Consider the following 18,821-nt stretch of genomic DNA (forward strand, 5'->3'; position numbering starts at 1 on the left):
AATAAAAAAATAAATATTTAGAAAATTTACAAAAATACTTTACAAAATCTAAAAAAACAGTAGAATATTAATTAATAAGAATTTTCTGATAACGAAAGTTAGTAGAGAATTTCTAAATGTTAATATCGTACATATAATTGGGGAGGGTACAAAAAAATGAAGAGAAAAAAGATGAAAAAATTGACAGCGGTCGTAGCACCAGTTTTAGTAATGAGTATGGCATTAACGGCTTGCTCTGGATCAGGAGATAAAGAGAAGGCAAGCACAACACCAAAAAGCGGTGAAAAAGAAGGTGGAAAGCTAGCGGCGAAGCAAGTGCTTAATTTAACAGAGTCTCAAGAGATTCCATCTATGGACTCTGCTAAAGCGACAGACCAAGTATCGTTTCTCGCTTTAAACAACGTAATGGAAGGTTTATATCGACTTGATAAAGATAATAAAGCAACACCAGGAGTTGCTGAATCATATAAAAAGAGTGATGATGGTAAAAAATATACATTTACATTAAATAAAAATGCAAAATGGTCAAATGGAGAGCCTGTAACAGCGAAAGATTTCGTGTTTGCTTGGAAACGTGCGGTAGATAAAAATACAGCAGCAGAATATGCATACATTATGTTTGATTTGAAAAATGCACAAGCGATTAATGAAGGAAAAGCTGAACTAGATACGTTAGGAGTAAAAGCTGTAGATGACTATACGTTAGAAGTAGAATTAGAAAATCCAGTTCCTTACTTTGTAGAATTAACTTCATTTGGAACATTTTATCCATTAAACGAGAAATTTGTAAAAGAAAAAGGTGAAAAGTACGGTTTAGAATCAGATACGACGTTATACAACGGACCGTTTACATTGACAGACTGGAAACATGAAGAAGGTTGGAAGTTAAAGAAAAATGCACAATATTGGGATAATAAAACAGTTAAGTTAGATGAAATCAACTTTGACGTAGTAAAAGATAGCGGTACACGTGTTAACTTATATGAAAGTGGACAAATCGATCGTTCAGGACTTACATCTGAATTTGTTGACAAATATAAATCAAACCCCGACTTCTTTACACAAAAAACACCATCAACGTTCTTCTTACGTTTAAACCAAAAACGTGGTGGGCAAGATACAGTATTAAAGAACAAAGATCTACGTTTAGCGATTGCAAAGGCATATGATAAAAAAGGCTTAACGAACGTTATTTTAAATGACGGTTCTACACCTGCAGATTATTTAGTACCAAAAGAATTTGCTAAGAGCCCAGATGGAAAAGACTTCCGTAAAGAAAATGGAGATATTTTAAAAACAGATGTGAAAAAAGCAAAAGAGCATTGGGAAAAAGCGAAAAAAGAACTTGGAAAAGATGCAATTACAGTAGAACTATTAAACTATGATGGTGATGGTGCGAAAAAAGTAGGAGAATTCTTAAAAGGAGAACTTGAGAAAAACTTACCAGGTTTAACAGTGAATTTGAAAAACCAGCCATTTAAACAAAAGTTAAAATTAGAATCAGATCTAGATTATGATTTATCTTACGCTGGTTGGGGGCCTGACTACTTAGATCCAATGACATTCATTGATATGTTCGTTACAAATGGTCCTCATAACCAAACTGGATATTCAAATCCAAAATATGATGAAATTGTACAAAAAGGTAAAGGTGAGCTATTAACGAAAACGAAAGAGCGTTGGGATAGCTTACTAAAAGCTGAGAAAATGTTACTTGATGATGCTGTAATTGCACCATTATATCAACGTGGTGATGCTATCGTTCAAAGACAGAAAGTAAAAGGTATTGTTCACCATCCAGTTGGTGGAGACTACAGCTATAAATGGGCATATATTACAGAGGATAAGTAAGATGAGGGGCGTACAATACGCCCTTTTTTCTATGCACTTTTCTTCCGTGCTCGAATATATAAAATAAAAAAGGGAGAATCCCATGAAACGAAACACATACATCGATTTCCTAGCTTATTACGGAATAGGAAGTGCTCATCCTGGTGGCTTTACGTTAACAAAACAATTGTTAGCACAACTGCCTTTTAAATATGGAGCGAATGTCCTTGAGATAGGTTGCGGTACGGGGAAAACAGCGGCGTATATGACAAGTGAATTTGGTTATAAAGTAACAACGGTTGAAAAGAATGAAATTATGATTCAAAAGGCAAAAGATAGATGGTTGTTTGAAGGGTTAGATATACAATTAATTGAAGGAAATGTAGAGCATTTACCGTGTTTGAATAACTCATTTGAGTTCGTACTTGGAGAATCAATCATCGCTTTTACAGACAAAGAAAGGGTTATCTCGGAGTGTTATCGTGTATTACAGCAGGACGGTAAGCTTGTTGTCATTGAAATAATTATTGATAGGCACATTGATAAGGGTGAGGAAGAAAAAATCGCCCAATTATATGGCATGAAAGAACTATTAACTGAGAAGGAGTGGGTACAATTATTTCAGAAAGCAAATTTTAAAAGAATTACAATTGCTGGTGGTGGCACGATTGCAGAAACAATCTCTGGCTATGTAGAAGAGCCAGAATGGAATGTATCCTCACATATTCCGAATGAGTTATATGAGGCGTGGGTACAGCATGAAAATGTACGGCTTATGTACCAACACATTTTAGGGCATCGTATTTTTATATGTGAAAAATAAAGAAAAAGAGTTGGCTAAAGGTAGCCAACTCTTTACTATGTTAAATGAAAAATAATGCAGCTAATGTAATTCCGAAGATGAAACCAAATCCGAGTTCAACACCCCAGCCACAACCGCCGCCTCCCCAGCCGCCGCAACCACAACTACTACAACCACGACCACCACATCCGCAGCTGCTGAATCCACCACCGCATCCGAATCCACAACTATCACACCTGCTAAGGCCTCCACAAAGGTCACAACCACCGTTTGCATAAGCGTCGTAGTATCCGAATCCTGAATCAAAAGATGAGCGCTGTTGCACCGGTTCAATCCATACAGAGCTTTGTGTCACATCGATTATTTTCCCTAAATGTATACGGCCATCACGGTCTTCAATCCGAACAACTTTTCCGAAGTAACGTCGGCATGTATCATAACATTTTTGTCTATGCATGTTCTTTCCTCCTTCCGCATTACAGTAATACGATATGTAAGGGGGACAAGTGCGGCTTGTACGAATGCCCTATCTATCATAATTGTTATAGGAAAGGGGAAATATAAGAAGAGGATATATAAGGAGGAAAAGGCATGAAATCTACAGATCAGTTTCAGACATACGAAGTACCGTGGGAAGAATTTATTGAAGCGTTGCGAGAGGAAATGAAGAAGCAAGTAGGGGCAGATATTATTGATACAGTAGTTTGCAATTTAGAAGATGGTTTTGAAGTGTATACATATGTGCAGGGGGATTTAGATTTTGAATATAAGGAAGCGCTTGAGAGAAAATACGGAAGTGATGCGAAGACACCTAATGTGTTAACGATAATGTTATTAGCTAGTATTTATAATACAAGTGAAGAGAATATACGCTTGCATGCGGATCATAAAGAGAATCCGATTGTTGAAGTGTATGTAAAGCAATGAAACACGCTGTGGAAGGCGTGTTTTTTATTTGTATGATAAAATGTTAGAAAATTGAGAAAGAAGGTGAAGGATTGGGAATTAAACATCTTAATTTAACAGTTACAGATGTAACAGCATCTAGAGCGTTTTTAGAGAGGTATTTTAGTTTAACTTGTAGCGGAACAAGGGGAAATGGCTTTGCAGTTATGCGTGATAATGATGGGTTTATATTAACGTTAATGAAAGGGAAAGACGTACATTATCCAAAAACATTTCATGTAGGATTTCCACAAGAAAGTGAAGAACAAGTAGATAAGATAAATCAAAGATTGAAGGAAGATGGATTTTTGGTTGAGGCTCCTAAACGTGCACATGCGTATACGTTTTATGTGGAAGCACCTGGTGGATTTACAATTGAAGTGATGTGTTAGTTAAAAATCAAACTTTTTGTTAAGTGTTTTTAAAATAAAAAGTAGGAAAAGTCTGTTTTAAGTGTGGAGCTTAAACAGGCTTTTTTACTTATATAATTGGATAGAGAATGCTAGAAGGAATATTACCAAGTGTATGGTCTGTTTACATAATAAAGTTATGGTGGGTTAGTTGTCCTAAAATACAAGTCATATATCTTGTTTCCTCTCATAAATTTAAACATAGGAATTTGTCTACAAAGGTGGCGAAGCCTCATCATGAAAATCCGAATTTGTGCCACGTTCATGTTGTTTCTATTTATATGTTTACCTTTATCAGCTTTTGCAAAAGGAGAGGAGGCAAAGGAAAGGGTCGTTTCACTTGTATATGACGATTCGGGCAGCATGAGAAATAACGATCGCTGGAAATATGCCAATTATGCTTTGCAAAGTTTAGTTGCGCTATTGGATGAAAAAGATAAATTTTCTTACGTTCCAATGAGTAAGCCGAATGATACATTAAACATTTCGTTAACGAAGGATAAAAGGCAAACAGAAATTGAGGGAATTGGAGAATGGAAAACGTATTTAAATACTCCATTTAGCGCAGTCGAAACGGCGATGCAATCTATAAAAAAGGAAGCAGATATAGATGGAAAACGTGAATTTTGGCTTATTGTATTAACTGACGGGGTATTTAATGATTTAGAGAAAGATAAGGTTGGCGGAAAAGAACAAATTTTGCGGGAATTAGCCCAGTTTAAGAAAGAAATGGATGCAAAAAAGATATCGTTACATCCAGTCTTAATTACGATGGAAGAAGATTTAGGACAACAAGAAAAAGAACAACTAAATACGTTCAAGGAAATATGGAAGAAAGAGATAAATGGTGTTACGATGCCGTCAAGCGGAGAAGATGGCATTGTAAAAAGTGTAAATCAAGTGGCAGCATTAGTTGCAAATCGTGATCCATTCTCCTCTGTTGAATCGATTGTAAAAACGAAAGTAGTTGGGAAAAGAGTAGAGATTACAACACCGTTTCCGTTAAAGCGTATGACGCTTGTACGACAATCGCCTTCTCTGCTCGATTATCAGGTCACACAAATTTCTAAACCATTACAATTACAATCTTCTTTTTCCATACATGCACCAGGAGAAGCAAAATTGTTCGGAAATATAGTTCATATAAGTACGAAAAATGAGGAAGTTATTAAACCAGGAACTTATACGATAGAAGTGGACCAGGACATTGAGAAAGAAGGACTACAAGTACTAGTTGAACCAGCGCTTAATTATACGGTTTCTACTTATGACAAAGATGATAGTAGTCAAAAAAATGTAGAGAAAATGTACGAAGGTGTTACTGCTGTTATTGAAGCAAAGCCTACGGAGTTACCAGTTCAGTCTTCTTACTTTCAGGCAGAATTAGAAATAGACGGAAAACACTACCCGATGAAGTGGGACGATAAAAAACATGTATTTTACTACGAAATGAAGATTGCTAAAGGGCTAGTGCGTGGGAAAGTTCATATGAACATAAAGGGATTTTACAGACAGACGAAAGAATTTAAAATCGAAGTAACGGAAAAACCAAAATTATCACTACAAACGATTACGAAAGATTATGAAGAAAAAGTAACAAATTTAGAGAATAGTAAACCGTTTATTATACAACCACAGTTAGATGGTAAGCCGATGACAGAAGAGGCTGTAAAGAAACTATTAAAATCTACTGGTGTCACATCTAAACAATCAATCAACTATGAAATAAAACAACATGGTAATCAAATTTATATTTATCCTCGCCCTCATTACTCCGACACATTCAATTTCACAGATACCGGCACCATAGAAGCTACCATCGTAGTGCAAGATTCAAAATTACAAGAAGTAAAGAAAAAAATATCACTTCATATTCAAAATGCTCCGTTTTATGAAAAATATGCGCTTATTTTTAAGTTTGTCATTCCTATCACTTTATTACTGCTAGTAGTAGGAATCATTGTTTTAGGATGGATTGTTCGGCCAAGATTTCACAGGAAAGCACTACTGTATTATGAATGGGATCAAGAGGTAGCGAAAGATTGGCTATATCAATCTGAACCAGAATTACTTCGAAATAAATGGTGGAACCATTATTTTGGTATCCCATTTAGAGCAGAAAGAAAAACTGTGCAATCCGTTACATTTATAGCGAAGAAAGGTTCGAAATCTGTCTTTGTAGCGAAAGAATCACAAGTAGTTGGAATGATTATTGATGGAATGTTTATAACAGAGGATGAAGTAGGAATGGAACATAAGACACTATATCCAAATGAACTTTTACTAATTGATAGAGGATATGGTAAGGAGATTTACAAGTACGAATGTGAATAGTAGGTAGGGATAAGAAGGGGATGGAGTATGGATTCTCTTCTCCTTTTTTCAAACAAGCAAGAATAGGAAGGTGGTTCACATGACATTACAAGTTCCAACAATATTAATTGGTTTAGGTGGAATCGGTAGTACTGTGACGCATCAAATATATGAAAAACTGCCTGAAGAGCGCCGAAAAAAGGTAGCAATGCACGTATTTGATACAGATGTGAATACATTAAGTAAATTTGATCATATTCGAAAGTTTAAGACACAAACAAGTTCTAGTAAAACGCCTAGGGAGTATATTGCAGGAGATCCAACGATCCCAGAGTGGTTTCCGATGGATCCGACTATACTTGATAAGCCATTAACAGAAGGAGCAGGACAGTTACGCGTTATTTCACGTTTAGCGTTACGTGCTGCGATGAAAGAAGATAAATTGACGTCTTTTTGGCAAGAAATCGAGAAAATTTTTCCGGTTACAAGTGATCAAACGGAATATGGTGTGCGTGTCATTATAGTAACATCACTAGCAGGCGGAACAGGTTCAGGGATGTTTCTGCAAATTGCTTTATATTTACGTGAAATGCTTCGGAAGAAATTGCAGCATCATAACATTTTAATACGCGGTGCGTTTTTAATGCCGGATGTTTTAGTAAAGACGAGAACAGTTAGCGCGAAAGAATTTGAAACGGTGCAAGCAAATGGCTATGCATCGTTAAAAGAATTACATGCTATTACGCTCGGGTCTACTGGAGAATTATCAAAACGCGGCGGTGTAACAATTGAATTAGAGTATCGCCCTGATCAAGTAGATGAAGACGGAAGAACGAATCATACAATTAAACAACATCATTTACCGTACAATTATTGTTTCTTATACGATTACGAAAACCTACATGGACACCATTTACACAATTTATCAGACTATATGGAACAGATGGCAAATACAATTTATTTACAGTTATTTAGCCCGATGTCCACAAGTCATTTTGCACAGGAAGACAATCAAATTCAGCAATTAGCAGAATCAAGCGGAAAAGGACGATATTGCGGGGCAGGAACGGCAAAACTCATTTATCCATATGAACATGTGTTAAAATATTGTGCTTTAAAATGGGCGGTGCAAGGTTTAGATGAATCGTGGCTTCATTTAGATCAACTGTTTCAAGAGAAGAAGCAAAGATACGATCAAGATGTAAAACGTGGGATGCAACGTGAAAAGCCGGAAAGAGGTAAAAGTTATTTAGAGGACTTGGAGCATCTTGCTACCCGTCCAGAGCAAGCTCATATTTTCTATAGACAAATGTACAATGAAACACGTGAAGGAGCAGAGGGTGGTAAGCTCGGAGTTGCGAAATCAAAACTGTTTTTAGAAGCTGTAGAAAGTTATGTACAACGAACGGTGCAAAAAGATGAGGAATTAAATCGTCTGCAACATGAGTGTAAAATTTCAGCTACGAAACTGAAAATGATGGAACAAATGAAAGGTGAAGTGGCAAGAGTGGATCATGCGGTTCGTTTATATGCGTATGCGATTCCGAGCCGTGTACATGAACATGTAACGACACTTTTATATGACATGATTGAATCAGACCGCTTTTCACCAAGTGGTTCTGAAGGGCAGTCCTATCAATTAAATACATGGTTTTTAAAGAAAACAGATCCAGTTCACCCAGTAGCAGCTCGTTTTATGTTATATGAAATTCGAAAGCAGTTAGTCGAAAAAATGAATCGACTACATGAAAATAATGAACAAAAGCGTAATTTAATTCAAAACTACGATAAGAAATTTAATGTGAGTAATATTGATGGAACGGTAACAGCTGTACGCCGAGTAGAAATTGCGCAGCAACAAGGCTGGTTTGGAAAAATGATTAATAACCAGCAGCGTTTATTTAAAAAGGAATTTGAAGATATTGTAACGCAGTACGTACACAAATTAAACGAATACCGTAAAGAAATGCTATTAGAACTCGTTTATCAATCGCTATATCAAGCAGTTAACAAAATGATTCAATATTGGGAAAGATTTTTTGATAATTTACATGAAACACGTGAAAATTTACTGTTTGAAATTCAAAAACGAAGCAAGGAATTTGAAGGGAAAACAAACCCAACGAATGTATACGTATTAGCTGAAGAGAAGTTGCAAGAAAAGATATGGCAAGATATGCAACAACATTTAAATTTAGGGGTATTACCGAAAGATATATGTGCGGAAATTTATATGAGCTTATACGGGGAATATTGCCGGGATGCGAAAACAGAAGAGATTCAATCGAAAAAGGTAGAAGACTTTTATCGTGAGCACATACTAAACTATTGTTACGATGAGTTACAAATACGCTATCGCGATAAATTAGAGCTGAACATCGTTGAAGCATTACGAAAAGAAGCGGATTATAAGAATCGTGATCGTGATGAATATGTTCGTGAAAAAATTGAAGACTTGTTCCATTTAGCAAGTCCATTCGTTCCGAAAGTTTCGCATCATAGGGAATTACAATATTGGGGTATACACCCATCTTTAAAGAAAGAATTGCAAGAGGAATTAATGCAAGAAATGTTTAAAGAAAAAGATACAGTACATGAAGCTTTTTCACCATTTGAAGTCATTTGCTATCGTGCACATTACGGTTTATCACTGCAAGACTTTCCTAAGCTTTCGTCTGGGCATATTGCAAATGGATTTATGAATGATAAAGGTGATTATTTTCAGTCTTACTATCGCCGAGTGAACAAGTTGAATAGTAAAAAATCTAGTTTAACGCCGCATTTAGATAAGTATTGGCACTTACCAGCCTTCATGCCAGACTTAAATGCAACGCAAACGAAGTTAGATTACGATAAATGTAATCGTGCTCTACTATACGCGTATATGTATCGCTGGATTAGTTTAGTTGCTGTTGATGGCCAGTTTGTGTATCAATATAATGGCGTTGGACGTAGCTTCTTAATTCAGTCGATGGGGAAAAATATTTCAAGCGAAAGTTATAAATTACACAGAGCGTTGCTTCATAACCCATTTATTTATGAAAACATCTTGTCCAGGTTTGAAGAAGAACAAGAGAAGGCGATGATACAAGGTGGACATTTATATACACATCCGTTTGTATTAGGTGCTCAAGATATTAGATGGCTTCGTAAAGAGCATGTCCATAATATTTTAGATATGATTTTAATGTATGACCGTGAAGCGAAATATGACCCAACGTTAGAAGAAACTTCTGATGAATTATTGAGGCTATTCCTTGATGAAATTGAGTTATATTTCCAAAACTATTACGGTACAGGTGCCGATATGGTTGCAAAGAAAGAAAAAGAAATGTTTATTAAACAATTGTGGGATCGTTCGTACGCGAAAGGTTATGTAGACCCAAATAGTGCACCGTATAAAAAGTGGCAAAATTTATTAAGTGTTCATGATGAGGAGGAAACATCAAAAACGAATGTTTAATGAATGAAAAGGGAATCCTTAAAAGTGGCAATACAACTTTAGAAAAGAGGGATTCCGATGCCGTTTTTAGGAAGTGTATATCAAATATTTGGATTGTATCCAGAAATTTATTATGGAATGATTTCAGCCGAACTTGCAGAACAGCAAAGGTTGGAACAAGCGGAAAACGAAGAACAAGAAACAGAAGCGTAACTGCATAGGAAGCTTCAAAATAAAAATGATAACACACTACTTGCTCTTTAAACGTATAAGAGTAAGTAGTGTGTTTTTGCTATTTAATAATCCCATTTTCTAAAATTTTAATAGTTGGTGCCACTTTCACATTAGCTTTTGAAAAGGCACTCGGCCAATCATCTTCAACTGTTTTCCATTCTTTATATTGAAATGCTCTCGCATAATCACCAAACCCGAATGGATCGAGTTGCTGTTTTTGGATTTTGTGGATTAAATCGTTTAAATCTTTGTTTAGTTGTTTTGCAATGAGAGAAGTTAATTTCTTTCTATCTTTGTCTATATCCATGTTGAATGTAAGTTCAGATACGGCAATTTTTAAATCCATTTTAACATTAAATTTGAAGTGGTTATCGCTATAGTCTGTACGGATATCACGATTCATGCTAAGAACGTTTATTGTTACGAAATCGTCACCTTCTGTATCTTTTAGATGACTATTACTTTCAACTGAATGAGACGGAATTTTCATTGTAAGTGAAACGGGTATATTAGCTTTCTTTTGCAACATAAGCAAAAGGGCACTTTCATAACGATTTAAAGACATCTTATAAATTCCGCGAGAAGTTAATAGTGCAGAGCCTGTAACGATAACATCTTTTTTTCCTTTTTTTATTTCTGAAATAGCAGGTGTTATACCTTTATTAAACGTTTGCCTATGAAATTCATGAAATGGTGTGAAAACTGTCCGATTGTATAATTTATTTGTATTAATTAAATCTGTTAAATACTCGGGAAGGGCAGGTTTATCTTTAAAGTTATTATATAACTGAAGAAACTGGACCGTCTACTGCGACCATGCGCATGTTTCCGGTATTTTTAGGATCGCGATACCAAACATCAAGGTAAGGCATAGCCCCTTCTTGTTTTAAAAAATTTGTGCTAAATAAAATGAGCTGTAACTTTTCTGTAGATACTAAACCGCCACTTGAACTATTAAACGTTGCTTTTGCTTCTCGAGGTGTACGCACTTTTGCTTCATGTGTTTCGTACTTTTTTTCTACGTCTTCATTAAAAGTAGGGTTTACGTGGTACACAATTAATTTTCCTTTTGCTTTTGCGTCAAAACCGTAAATTAATGAAATAGATTGTTTTTCTAAGTCTAGCCGGTCTCCACAGCCTGTTAATAAGGTTATGAGAAAGCAAGGTATAGTGAAATGAATAAAGCGCCTCATTTAAATTTTGCTCCTTTTCCAATGCTGATAAAGTGTCATGTATAAGAGAAATACGACTGGGAATAGAAAAACGATAAAATAACTGGCAGTTCCCCAAAATTCTCGCAACGCACTTATTTGGTAAGAGGAAGGGATATAAAAGAATAGAACGAAAATGCACCCGAATAATAAAATCCAAACAGGTAATGGACTCCCTTTTTTGTTAAGTAATTGATTGATTCCATCTGAAGCAGTGAAAATATAAGGAATACAAGAATCGAAAATAATGAAGAGATAAAATGATAAAAAGATAATTTCAAATCGTTCCAGAAATGAAAAGTGAAATGGTGTAACAAGAGAAAGAGTCGGCCATAAAAATTTCGTTATACCATCCGGGCTAAAATAAACGAAAGAAATGAACGTAACTTGTAGGTAAACAAATAAAGTAATCATATTTGCAATAACGATTCCTTTTTTTGCAGCTGATTTGTTAGTTAGATAGGGATAAAGGACGAATGCAAACTCGAATCCGAGAAACGCAATGATAGTTGATTTCACTGTGGTTACAACTGGTATCCATCCTTCCTTTAGAAAGGGAAGAAGATATATCCAATGACCATCTTTAAGAGGAATAAATAATAGTAATGGCATCCAAAGGGTAAAAATTACAGTGAAAACGGCAAAGCGACTAATAATAAGTACACCTTTACATGCAAGCATAAGCATTGGAATAGAAAGCAAAATCATAATTAAAAACATAGGAGATCTAGGTAAAATCCAAATGTGAATAACATACAGGAGGGAAAAAACTAAGGAAACTGCTGCAAGTACAGCATATAAAATCCAAAAAATCATTCCTACTCTTCCTAACCATTTTCCAAGATAACGAGTCAGCACATGAAGTAAAGTATATCCAGGATGCTTTTCCATAATTTTTACAATACATAAACTGACTAAAGTAGTGATAGCGCATCCGATAATAATAGACATCCAGCCATCTGTATTCGCACCTTGTGCAACTTCACGCGGAAGTGTAAGGACACCGAATCCTACTTGAACACCACTAATCGTTAAAATGTATTGAAATAAAGTGATCTCCCTCTTTGTACGTTTTGTCACTTATTCTCCTCCTTTTCCTCAACATCTCTTTGCCGGTTATCTTGTTTTAATTGTAGAGATAGTGGCCGTTTCTTCATAATTTTCCATGGGAAACGTACAAGGGTATCTTTTAAATCCGAAGCATATGACGGAGAAAAAGGACTACCATATGGCACACCAAGTGATTCCATAGAAAGAATATGGATGATAATAATTGCCATTCCAACCATAATTCCAATGACGCCAAATAAAGAGGCGGCTATCATCATTGGGAATCGAAGAAGCCGAATTCCTGCTGACATTTCTAAGTTGGGAATAATGAAAGAGGCAACCGCAGTAATTGATACGACGATAACCATAACGTTACTAACAATTCCAGCTTGAACCGCAGCTTGTCCAATTACAATTCCTCCTACGACGCCGATTGTTTGTCCAACAGGTCCAGGGAGCCGAATCGCTGCTTCTCGGAGCATTTCGAGAACTAATTCCATTAATAAAGCTTCTAATATGGGGGGGAAAGGAATTTTGGCTCGAGATTCTCCAATCGTTAACAACAATTTGAGCGGAATCACTTCATAATGGAAGGAAATCATAGCAATATAAAGAGCAGGAGCAAATATTGCAATAAATAGTCCAGTGAAACGAAGGAGTCGTATAAAAGATGGAATCATAGGTCTGAAGCTGTAATCATCTATCGTCTGAAAAAAGGATGAAAAGGTCATAGGTCCTATTAATACGCCTGGTGAGCGATCTACAACAACGGCAATTCGCCCATCAAGAATATGATGTGCTGTTGTGTCAGGGCGTTCAGTTATTGATAATTGTGGAAAGAGAGTAAAGGAATTATCTTCAACAAACCCCTCTAATTCACCAGTAGTAAGAATCGCATCAACTGTTACTGACTCGATACGGGATGCCATTTCTTTTACGATATTTTCGTTCGCAACATCTGCTAGATAAAGCAAAAAAATCTTTGAAGTAGCTCGTTCACCAACAGTGAATTCCTTCACTTTCAATTCGCGATTTGGAATATATCGACGAATAAGTGCAAGGCTGTCGCTCGCTACTTCATTAAATCCTTCATGTGAGCTTTTTATGGAGCTCTCTGTTGTAGGTTCTTCAATACTCCTTTTTGGCGCCGCTTGCGTATCTAGTTCTAAAGCTGATAATTGCCCGTTTATAAATAAAATACTTTTGCCATGTAAAAGAGATTGCTCAATGTCTATCCACTGTTGAACTTTTTTAATATTTCCGATAGAAATAGAAGATTCCGACAAATCGTCTTCATTCCATTCTTTAAATAAGAGAGGACGAAGAATATCTACATTAATAACAGTTTTATCTACAAGTCCTTCCATATATATAAGTGCAGCTTCTTTTCCGTTTTTTAACGGAAAAGTGCGTGTAATTAATTCTGGAATACCACTAAACAGTTTGGACAAGTGCTTTAAATTAAGGGAAAGGGAAGAAGAGATAGATTTATTTAATGCGAAATCAGCTTGTTCTTGGGTAGAAAAAGATTTTTCACCACGAATCCATTTATTAAAAGACCCCATTTGTTCGCTTACTCCTTGTTATGTTTTATATGGGTTATTATGGATAGTTACAAGCTGACATATGCGTAGTTTAAATTTTATATTGTATATTTTTAACTTTAACGCTATAATTATAGTGTTAAAGATGGAATCGTGATATGACCTGTTATGAATCTATCGTTTTATTTATGAATAAATGGATTGGTATTTTAGCAAGATGTGCTAATAAACTACTCCACCATGATGATAGCGTGCCAAAAATGTGGTGCGTATATTTTCGTGGTGGAGTTTTTTTATTCTCAAAAAGGGGGAAAGACCATGAATAACAACATGGTTCATATTACAATTGACGGAAAAAAGTATACAGCGGAGCCTGGTTCGACGATATTGGGTGTTATGAATGAGAACGGGATTGAACATCCGCAAATTTGTTACGTGCCAGAAGTAGATCCTATTCAAACATGTGACACTTGTATTGTAGAAGTTGACGGAAAGTTAATGCGTTCTTGTTCGACGATAGCAACGGAAGGTATGAGCATTGAACGTGCTTCTGTTCGCGCAAAAGAAGCACAAACAGAGGCGATGGATCGGTTACTAGAAAATCATTTATTATACTGTACAGTATGTGACAACAACAATGGGAACTGTAAACTGCATAATACAGCAGAATTAATGGAAATTGAACATCAAAAATATCCGTATGAACCGAAAGTAGATGTAAGTGGGGTTGATATGACGCATCCGTTTTATCGCTATGATCCTAATCAATGTATTGCATGCGGTCAATGCGTTGAGGTGTGTCAAAACTTACAAGTAAATGAAACATTATCGATAGACTGGGAAGCGGAACGCCCACGAGTTATTTGGGATGAAGGAGTAAATATTAATGATTCTTCATGCGTTAGCTGTGGTCAATGTGTAACGATTTGTCCTTGTAACGCTTTAATGGAGAAAACGATGCTCGGTGAAGCTGGATTTATGACGGGATTGAAACCAGATATTCTTGAACCGATGGTAGATTTAATTAAAGAAGTTGAGCCTGGTTATAGCGGTATTTTTGCGATATCAGAAGTGGAAGCGGCCATGCGTGATACTCGTACGAAGAAAACGAAAACAGTATGTACATTTTGTGGTGTAGGTTGTTCATTTGAAGTGTGGACGAAGGGGCGTAAAATCCTTAAAGTACAGCCATCTTCAGATGCACCAGTTAACGCAATTTCCACTTGTGTAAAAGGGAAATTTGGTTGGGATTTCGTAAATTCTAAAGAACGAATAACAAAACCTTTAATTCGTAAAAATGGAACGTTTGTTGAATCTACATGGGAAGAAGCACTGAATGTAGTTGCAAATAAATTAGGCGCTATTAAAGAAGAGTACGGTAAAGGTTCTATCGGATTTATTTCTTCCTCTAAAATTACAAATGAAGACAATTATGTAATTCAAAAATTAGCTCGACAAGTATTTGGAACGAATAATATTGATAACTGCTCACGTTATTGCCAATCACCAGCAACGGATGGTTTGTTCCGTACAATTGGTATGGGCGGTGATGCCGGAACGATTAAAGATATTGCGCAATCTGGTCTTGTTATTATTGTAGGATGTAATCCGACAGAAGGTCATCCTGTTCTAGCTACACGTATTAAACGTGCACATAAATTACACGGACAAAAGTTAATTGTGGCCGATCTTCGTAAAACCGAAATGGCAGAGCGATCAGATGTCTTTATTAGTCCAAAACAAGGAACAGATCAAGTTTGGTTAATGGCTGTTACGAAATATATGATTGATCAAGGTTGGCATAATCAGGAATTCATTAATGAGAATGTAAACTTCTTTGAAGATTTCAAAGAAAGCCTAGAAGAATATACACTTGAATATGCAGAAGAAGTAACAGGTATTTCAAAAGAAACACTTATTCAAATGGCTGAAATGATTCGTGATGCAGATGGTACATGTATCCTTTGGGGTATGGGGGTAACGCAAAATACAGGTGGTTCTGATACTTCCGCTGCAATTTCAAACTTACTTCTTGCAACAGGAAACTATCGTCGTCCAGGAGCAGGTGCATACCCACTTCGAGGTCACAATAACGTACAAGGTGCTTGTGATATGGGTACTTTACCAGGATGGCTTCCAGGATATCAGCACGTTACTAACGAAATGGAACGTGCGAAATTTGAAACTGCTTACGGAGTGAAAATTGACAGTGAACCAGGTCTTAATAATATTGAAATGCTTCACGCAATTGACGAAGGAAAAATGAAAGCAATGTACCTTGTCGGAGAAGATATGGCTCTTGTAGATTCTAATGCAAATCATGTACATGAAGTGTTATCGAGCCTTGATTTCTTCGTTGTGCAAGATGTTTTCCTTTCTAAAACTGCTCAATATGCAGATGTTGTATTACCAGCAGCGCCATCTCTTGAGAAAGAAGGTACTTTCACAAATACAGAGCGCCGTGTCCAAAGATTATATCAAGTTCTTCCTACGCTAGGAGATGCGAAACCAGACTGGTGGATCGTCCAGGAAGTTGCGAATAAACTAGGTGCAAACTGGAATTATAGCCACCCAAGTGAAATCTTTGCTGAGATGGCAAGTTTATCACCATTGTTCTCGCAAGCGAACTATGAAGTGCTTGAAGGGTGGAACAGTTTCCATTGGGGAAGTTTTGATGGAACGAATACACCACTTCTGTTCCAAGACGGATTTAACTTCCCAGATAAAAAAGCTCGTTTTGCGATTGCTGACTGGGTACGTCCAGCTGAATTTCCAGCTGAGTTTGACCTTCACATTAACAACGGTCGTATGCTTGAGCATTTCCATGAAGGGAATATGACAAATAAATCAACAGGTATTCAAACGAAAGTACCTGGTGTTTTCGTTGAAATCTCTCCAGACCTTGCAAAAGAACGTGGAGTGAAAACTGGTTCATTAGTCCGTCTTGTTTCTCCGTTTGGAGCGTTAAAATTACGTGCACTCGTTACAGAGCGTGTAAAAGCGAATGAGTTATATTTACCGATGAATTCTACAGATAATGAAACAGCGATTAATTTCTTAACAGGTCCTGCGGTCGATACGCGTACGAACACACCTGCTTATAAACAGACGAAAGTGCGTATGGAAGTGCTAGAAGTTGATGGCGAAAATCCGATGCCAAAAGCGAACCCGCGTAATAAAAAACGTCATCCTCAAGCTGGTATTGAGGTACATCGTAAGTGGGCACGTCCAGGGTATGTGCATTTAACGGATAAGTAGGAGGAGAAAAATATGGCTGCACCTATAAAAATGATTCAAAAACAAGAATTAACTGAGGAAGAAATAAAACAGAAAAAATTAGATGATTTAAAAGAGCTTCTAGCTAATAATGAAGACGCTCTAAATCAAATGTTTAATATAGTAGGGGAATTGAATGATATTGGCATGTTAGAAGCAGCTAATTCTATGCTAAAGGCGAAAGAACCAATCGCAAAGATTGTTCTTGGCCAAGTGACTCGTGAGCCTGTTACAAATTTAATTAATAATATGATGGGGGCTGCGGGTGCTTTAACAGAACTTGATCCGGAGCTTACGAAAAAGCTTATAGGTAGCTTATTAGTAGGGCTAGAAAAAGGTAATGAACATTTAGAGAGTAATAAAAAAGTAGGGGTATTCGATCTTATGAAAGTATTGAAAGACCCAGATATTAACCGTGCTATCGGGTTTGGGCTTCATTTCTTAAAAGGTATGGGAAAAGGATTAAAAGAAGAATAAGTTTCATGAAGTGAACCTTTTCGCCCAAATGTTTGTACGAAATAGTTTGGGCGGAAGGCTCATTTTGGTAAAATATATAATAAAGTAAAATGAGGTTTGTGGGAGGTATAATGGTATGTCAAAAAAAGTACATGAATTTAATGATATGATACGAAAACTTCGAAAGGAACTTTTCGGAAAAGGGCCAGAACGAATTCATACTGTTTTTGCAGAAAACATGGCGATTGCGACTCTTTATGGAAACTTAACACCTACTGAAAAATTCATTTCAAGTACGATGGACGGTGCGGAAATGGTTCATATGGCTAGAACGAAAATGATTCAAGAAGTATATGCTGCGAATTCCCGTGAACATTTGGAGGAACTTGTTGGAGCGAAATTAGTGAACCTATTTTCAGATATGAAAGTAGAAGAAGATATTGCAGTTTCGGTATTTGTTTTTGATAAAAATATAACGTGAGAGAAGGATACTGATCGTGAAACCGATACAGGTAGAAAGAGAAATCTTTCGTTATGAACAAGGGGCGTTTAAACATATAGAGGACAGCATTGTAACAGAGTTTCCAGTCACGATTAAAATGAACGGACAGGAGTTTGTTACAATGGTTAGTACTCCAGAATATATAGAAGATATGGTAATAGGCTTCTTAGCATCTGAAGGAATCATTCGAAAGTATGAAGATATTGATGACATATGGGTACAAGAGAAAGAAGGATTTGTACATGTCACGACGGCAAAAGTAAATCCGTATTACGAACAAATGCAAAATAAACGATATATTACGTCTTGTTGTGGTATGAGTAGGCAAGGGTTTGTTTTTGCTAATGATGCACTAAGTGCAAAAAAAATGCAGGGTGTCCATGTACAGGTTGCGGCAGAGGATTGTTTTCGGTTAATGAAAGAAATGCAGCAATCTGCGGATACGTTTCATCATACTGGCGGGGTTCATAATGCAGCTTTATGTGATGTGAATGGTATTATTTTAAGCCGAATGGATATTGGTAGGCATAATGCACTGGACAAAATTTACGGTTATTGTTTAAGAAACGATATTTCTATAAAAGATAAAATCATTGTTTTTAGTGGTCGTATTTCTTCGGAAATATTATTGAAAGTTGCAAAAATCGGTTGTGAAATTATACTATCAAAATCAGCTCCAACTGAGTTAGCTTTGCAACTAGCGGAAGATTTAGGTATTACGACAATAGGATTTATTCGGAATCAATCCTTAAATGTATATACGCATCCAGAGCGTGTTTTAAATATAAAATAAGTAAAAGCGAGGC

At 36.3% G+C, this 18,821-nt stretch carries 14 protein-coding genes and 1 pseudogene; 11 read left to right on the forward strand and 4 right to left on the reverse strand.

All coding sequences use genetic code 11. The features are described 5' to 3' along the window. Positions 1-156 precede the first annotated feature (156 nt). Together F3I02_RS25455 and F3I02_RS25460 are read left to right on the forward strand one after the other, a co-directional pair. Positions 157-1,851 (forward strand): peptide ABC transporter substrate-binding protein, encoded by a 1,695-nt coding sequence (locus tag F3I02_RS25455; protein ID WP_000823444.1) that lies wholly within the window; start codon positions 157-159, stop codon positions 1,849-1,851. Positions 1,852-1,933: 82 nt separating this feature from the next. Further along, positions 1,934-2,653 (forward strand): class I SAM-dependent methyltransferase, encoded by a 720-nt coding sequence (locus tag F3I02_RS25460; protein ID WP_196478537.1) that lies wholly within the window; start codon positions 1,934-1,936, stop codon positions 2,651-2,653. Positions 2,654-2,693: 40 nt separating this feature from the next. Here the strand turns inward: F3I02_RS25460 and F3I02_RS25465 are convergent, their stop codons facing one another. Beyond that, entirely contained in the window at positions 2,694-3,089 is a 396-nt protein-coding gene (locus F3I02_RS25465) for a hypothetical protein (RefSeq protein WP_000555000.1), read from the reverse strand. 134 nt (positions 3,090-3,223) lie between these two features. Here F3I02_RS25465 and F3I02_RS25470 point away from each other — a divergent pair, with 134 nt between their 5' ends. The 5 genes from F3I02_RS25470 (at position 3,224) to F3I02_RS25490 (ending at position 9,955) form a co-directional block, all read left to right on the forward strand. Beyond that, a complete protein-coding gene (locus tag F3I02_RS25470) occupies positions 3,224-3,559 on the forward strand; it encodes a hypothetical protein (protein ID WP_000842901.1) in 336 nt (111 codons plus the stop codon). A 71-nt stretch (positions 3,560-3,630) separates the two neighbouring features. Continuing rightward, entirely contained in the window at positions 3,631-3,969 is a 339-nt protein-coding gene (locus tag F3I02_RS25475) for a VOC family protein (protein WP_000511527.1), read from the forward strand. Positions 3,970-4,224: 255 nt separating this feature from the next. Beyond that, positions 4,225-6,321, forward strand: coding sequence for a vWA domain-containing protein (locus F3I02_RS25480; protein WP_196478538.1), 2,097 nt, complete (start codon positions 4,225-4,227; stop codon positions 6,319-6,321). A gap of 79 nt (positions 6,322-6,400) precedes the next feature. After that, on the forward strand, positions 6,401-9,763 hold the full coding sequence (locus F3I02_RS25485) for a tubulin-like doman-containing protein (protein ID WP_046945594.1): 3,363 nt from the start codon (positions 6,401-6,403) through the stop codon (positions 9,761-9,763). Positions 9,764-9,820: 57 nt separating this feature from the next. After that, positions 9,821-9,955 carry a phosphonate ABC transporter permease gene (locus tag F3I02_RS25490; protein ID WP_001116180.1) on the forward strand — a complete coding sequence of 45 codons (135 nt, stop codon included), beginning with the start codon at positions 9,821-9,823 and terminating at the stop codon, positions 9,953-9,955. A 79-nt stretch (positions 9,956-10,034) separates the two neighbouring features. Here the strand turns inward: F3I02_RS25490 and gerSC are convergent. The 3 genes and pseudogenes from gerSC to F3I02_RS25505 form a co-directional block, all read right to left on the reverse strand. Continuing rightward, positions 10,035-11,169: pseudogene (gene gerSC, locus F3I02_RS25495) on the reverse strand (spore germination protein GerSC). Further along, the gene (locus F3I02_RS25500; protein WP_196478539.1) at positions 11,170-12,267 is read right to left on the reverse strand and encodes an endospore germination permease; all 1,098 of its coding nucleotides are present in this window, start codon (positions 12,265-12,267) and stop codon (positions 11,170-11,172) included. Then, on the reverse strand, positions 12,264-13,802 hold the full coding sequence (locus F3I02_RS25505) for a spore germination protein (protein WP_196478540.1): 1,539 nt from the start codon (positions 13,800-13,802) through the stop codon (positions 12,264-12,266). Before F3I02_RS25505 ends, F3I02_RS25500 begins: the two co-directional genes overlap by 4 nt. A 297-nt stretch (positions 13,803-14,099) precedes the next feature. On the opposite strand from F3I02_RS25505, the gene fdhF reads away from it, so the two are divergent. The 4 genes from fdhF (at position 14,100) to fdhD (ending at position 18,808) form a co-directional block, all read left to right on the forward strand. Then, positions 14,100-17,039, forward strand: coding sequence for a formate dehydrogenase subunit alpha (gene fdhF, locus F3I02_RS25510; RefSeq protein ID WP_196478541.1), 2,940 nt, complete (start codon positions 14,100-14,102; stop codon positions 17,037-17,039). A 12-nt stretch (positions 17,040-17,051) separates the two neighbouring features. Next, positions 17,052-17,534, forward strand: a complete 483-nt coding sequence (locus F3I02_RS25515) for a helical membrane plugin domain-containing protein (protein WP_000729889.1) — start codon at positions 17,052-17,054, stop codon at positions 17,532-17,534. Positions 17,535-17,649: 115 nt separating this feature from the next. Further along, positions 17,650-17,994, forward strand: coding sequence for a Na-translocating system protein MpsC family protein (locus F3I02_RS25520; RefSeq protein ID WP_000039582.1), 345 nt, complete (start codon positions 17,650-17,652; stop codon positions 17,992-17,994). Between the two features lie 16 nt (positions 17,995-18,010). After that, the gene (gene fdhD, locus F3I02_RS25525; protein ID WP_000802676.1) at positions 18,011-18,808 is read left to right on the forward strand and encodes a formate dehydrogenase accessory sulfurtransferase FdhD; all 798 of its coding nucleotides are present in this window, start codon (positions 18,011-18,013) and stop codon (positions 18,806-18,808) included. Positions 18,809-18,821 lie beyond the last annotated feature (13 nt).

Source organism: Bacillus sp. SRB3LM (genome assembly GCF_015712745.1).
In the GTDB taxonomy this organism is placed as follows: Bacteria; Bacillota; Bacilli; order Bacillales; family Bacillaceae_G; genus Bacillus_A; species Bacillus_A thuringiensis_K.

Bases quoted from the DNA above. Each gene is read 5' to 3' on its own strand.
- F3I02_RS25470 (WP_000842901.1), top strand. From the start codon at position 3,224: ATGAAATCTACAGATCAGTTTCAGACATACGAAGTACCGTGGGAAGAA.
- F3I02_RS25485 (WP_046945594.1), top strand. From the start codon at position 6,401: ATGACATTACAAGTTCCAACAATATTAATTGGTTTAGGTGGAATCGGT.
- F3I02_RS25490 (WP_001116180.1), top strand. From the start codon at position 9,821: ATGCCGTTTTTAGGAAGTGTATATCAAATATTTGGATTGTATCCAGAA.
- F3I02_RS25480 (WP_196478538.1), top strand. From the start codon at position 4,225: ATGAAAATCCGAATTTGTGCCACGTTCATGTTGTTTCTATTTATATGT.
- F3I02_RS25455 (WP_000823444.1), top strand. From the start codon at position 157: ATGAAGAGAAAAAAGATGAAAAAATTGACAGCGGTCGTAGCACCAGTT.
- F3I02_RS25460 (WP_196478537.1), top strand. From the start codon at position 1,934: ATGAAACGAAACACATACATCGATTTCCTAGCTTATTACGGAATAGGA.
- fdhF (WP_196478541.1), top strand. From the start codon at position 14,100: ATGAATAACAACATGGTTCATATTACAATTGACGGAAAAAAGTATACA.
- F3I02_RS25515 (WP_000729889.1), top strand. From the start codon at position 17,052: ATGGCTGCACCTATAAAAATGATTCAAAAACAAGAATTAACTGAGGAA.
- F3I02_RS25520 (WP_000039582.1), top strand. From the start codon at position 17,650: ATGTCAAAAAAAGTACATGAATTTAATGATATGATACGAAAACTTCGA.
- F3I02_RS25465 (WP_000555000.1), bottom strand. From the start codon at position 3,089: ATGCATAGACAAAAATGTTATGATACATGCCGACGTTACTTCGGAAAA.
- F3I02_RS25505 (WP_196478540.1), bottom strand. From the start codon at position 13,802: ATGGGGTCTTTTAATAAATGGATTCGTGGTGAAAAATCTTTTTCTACC.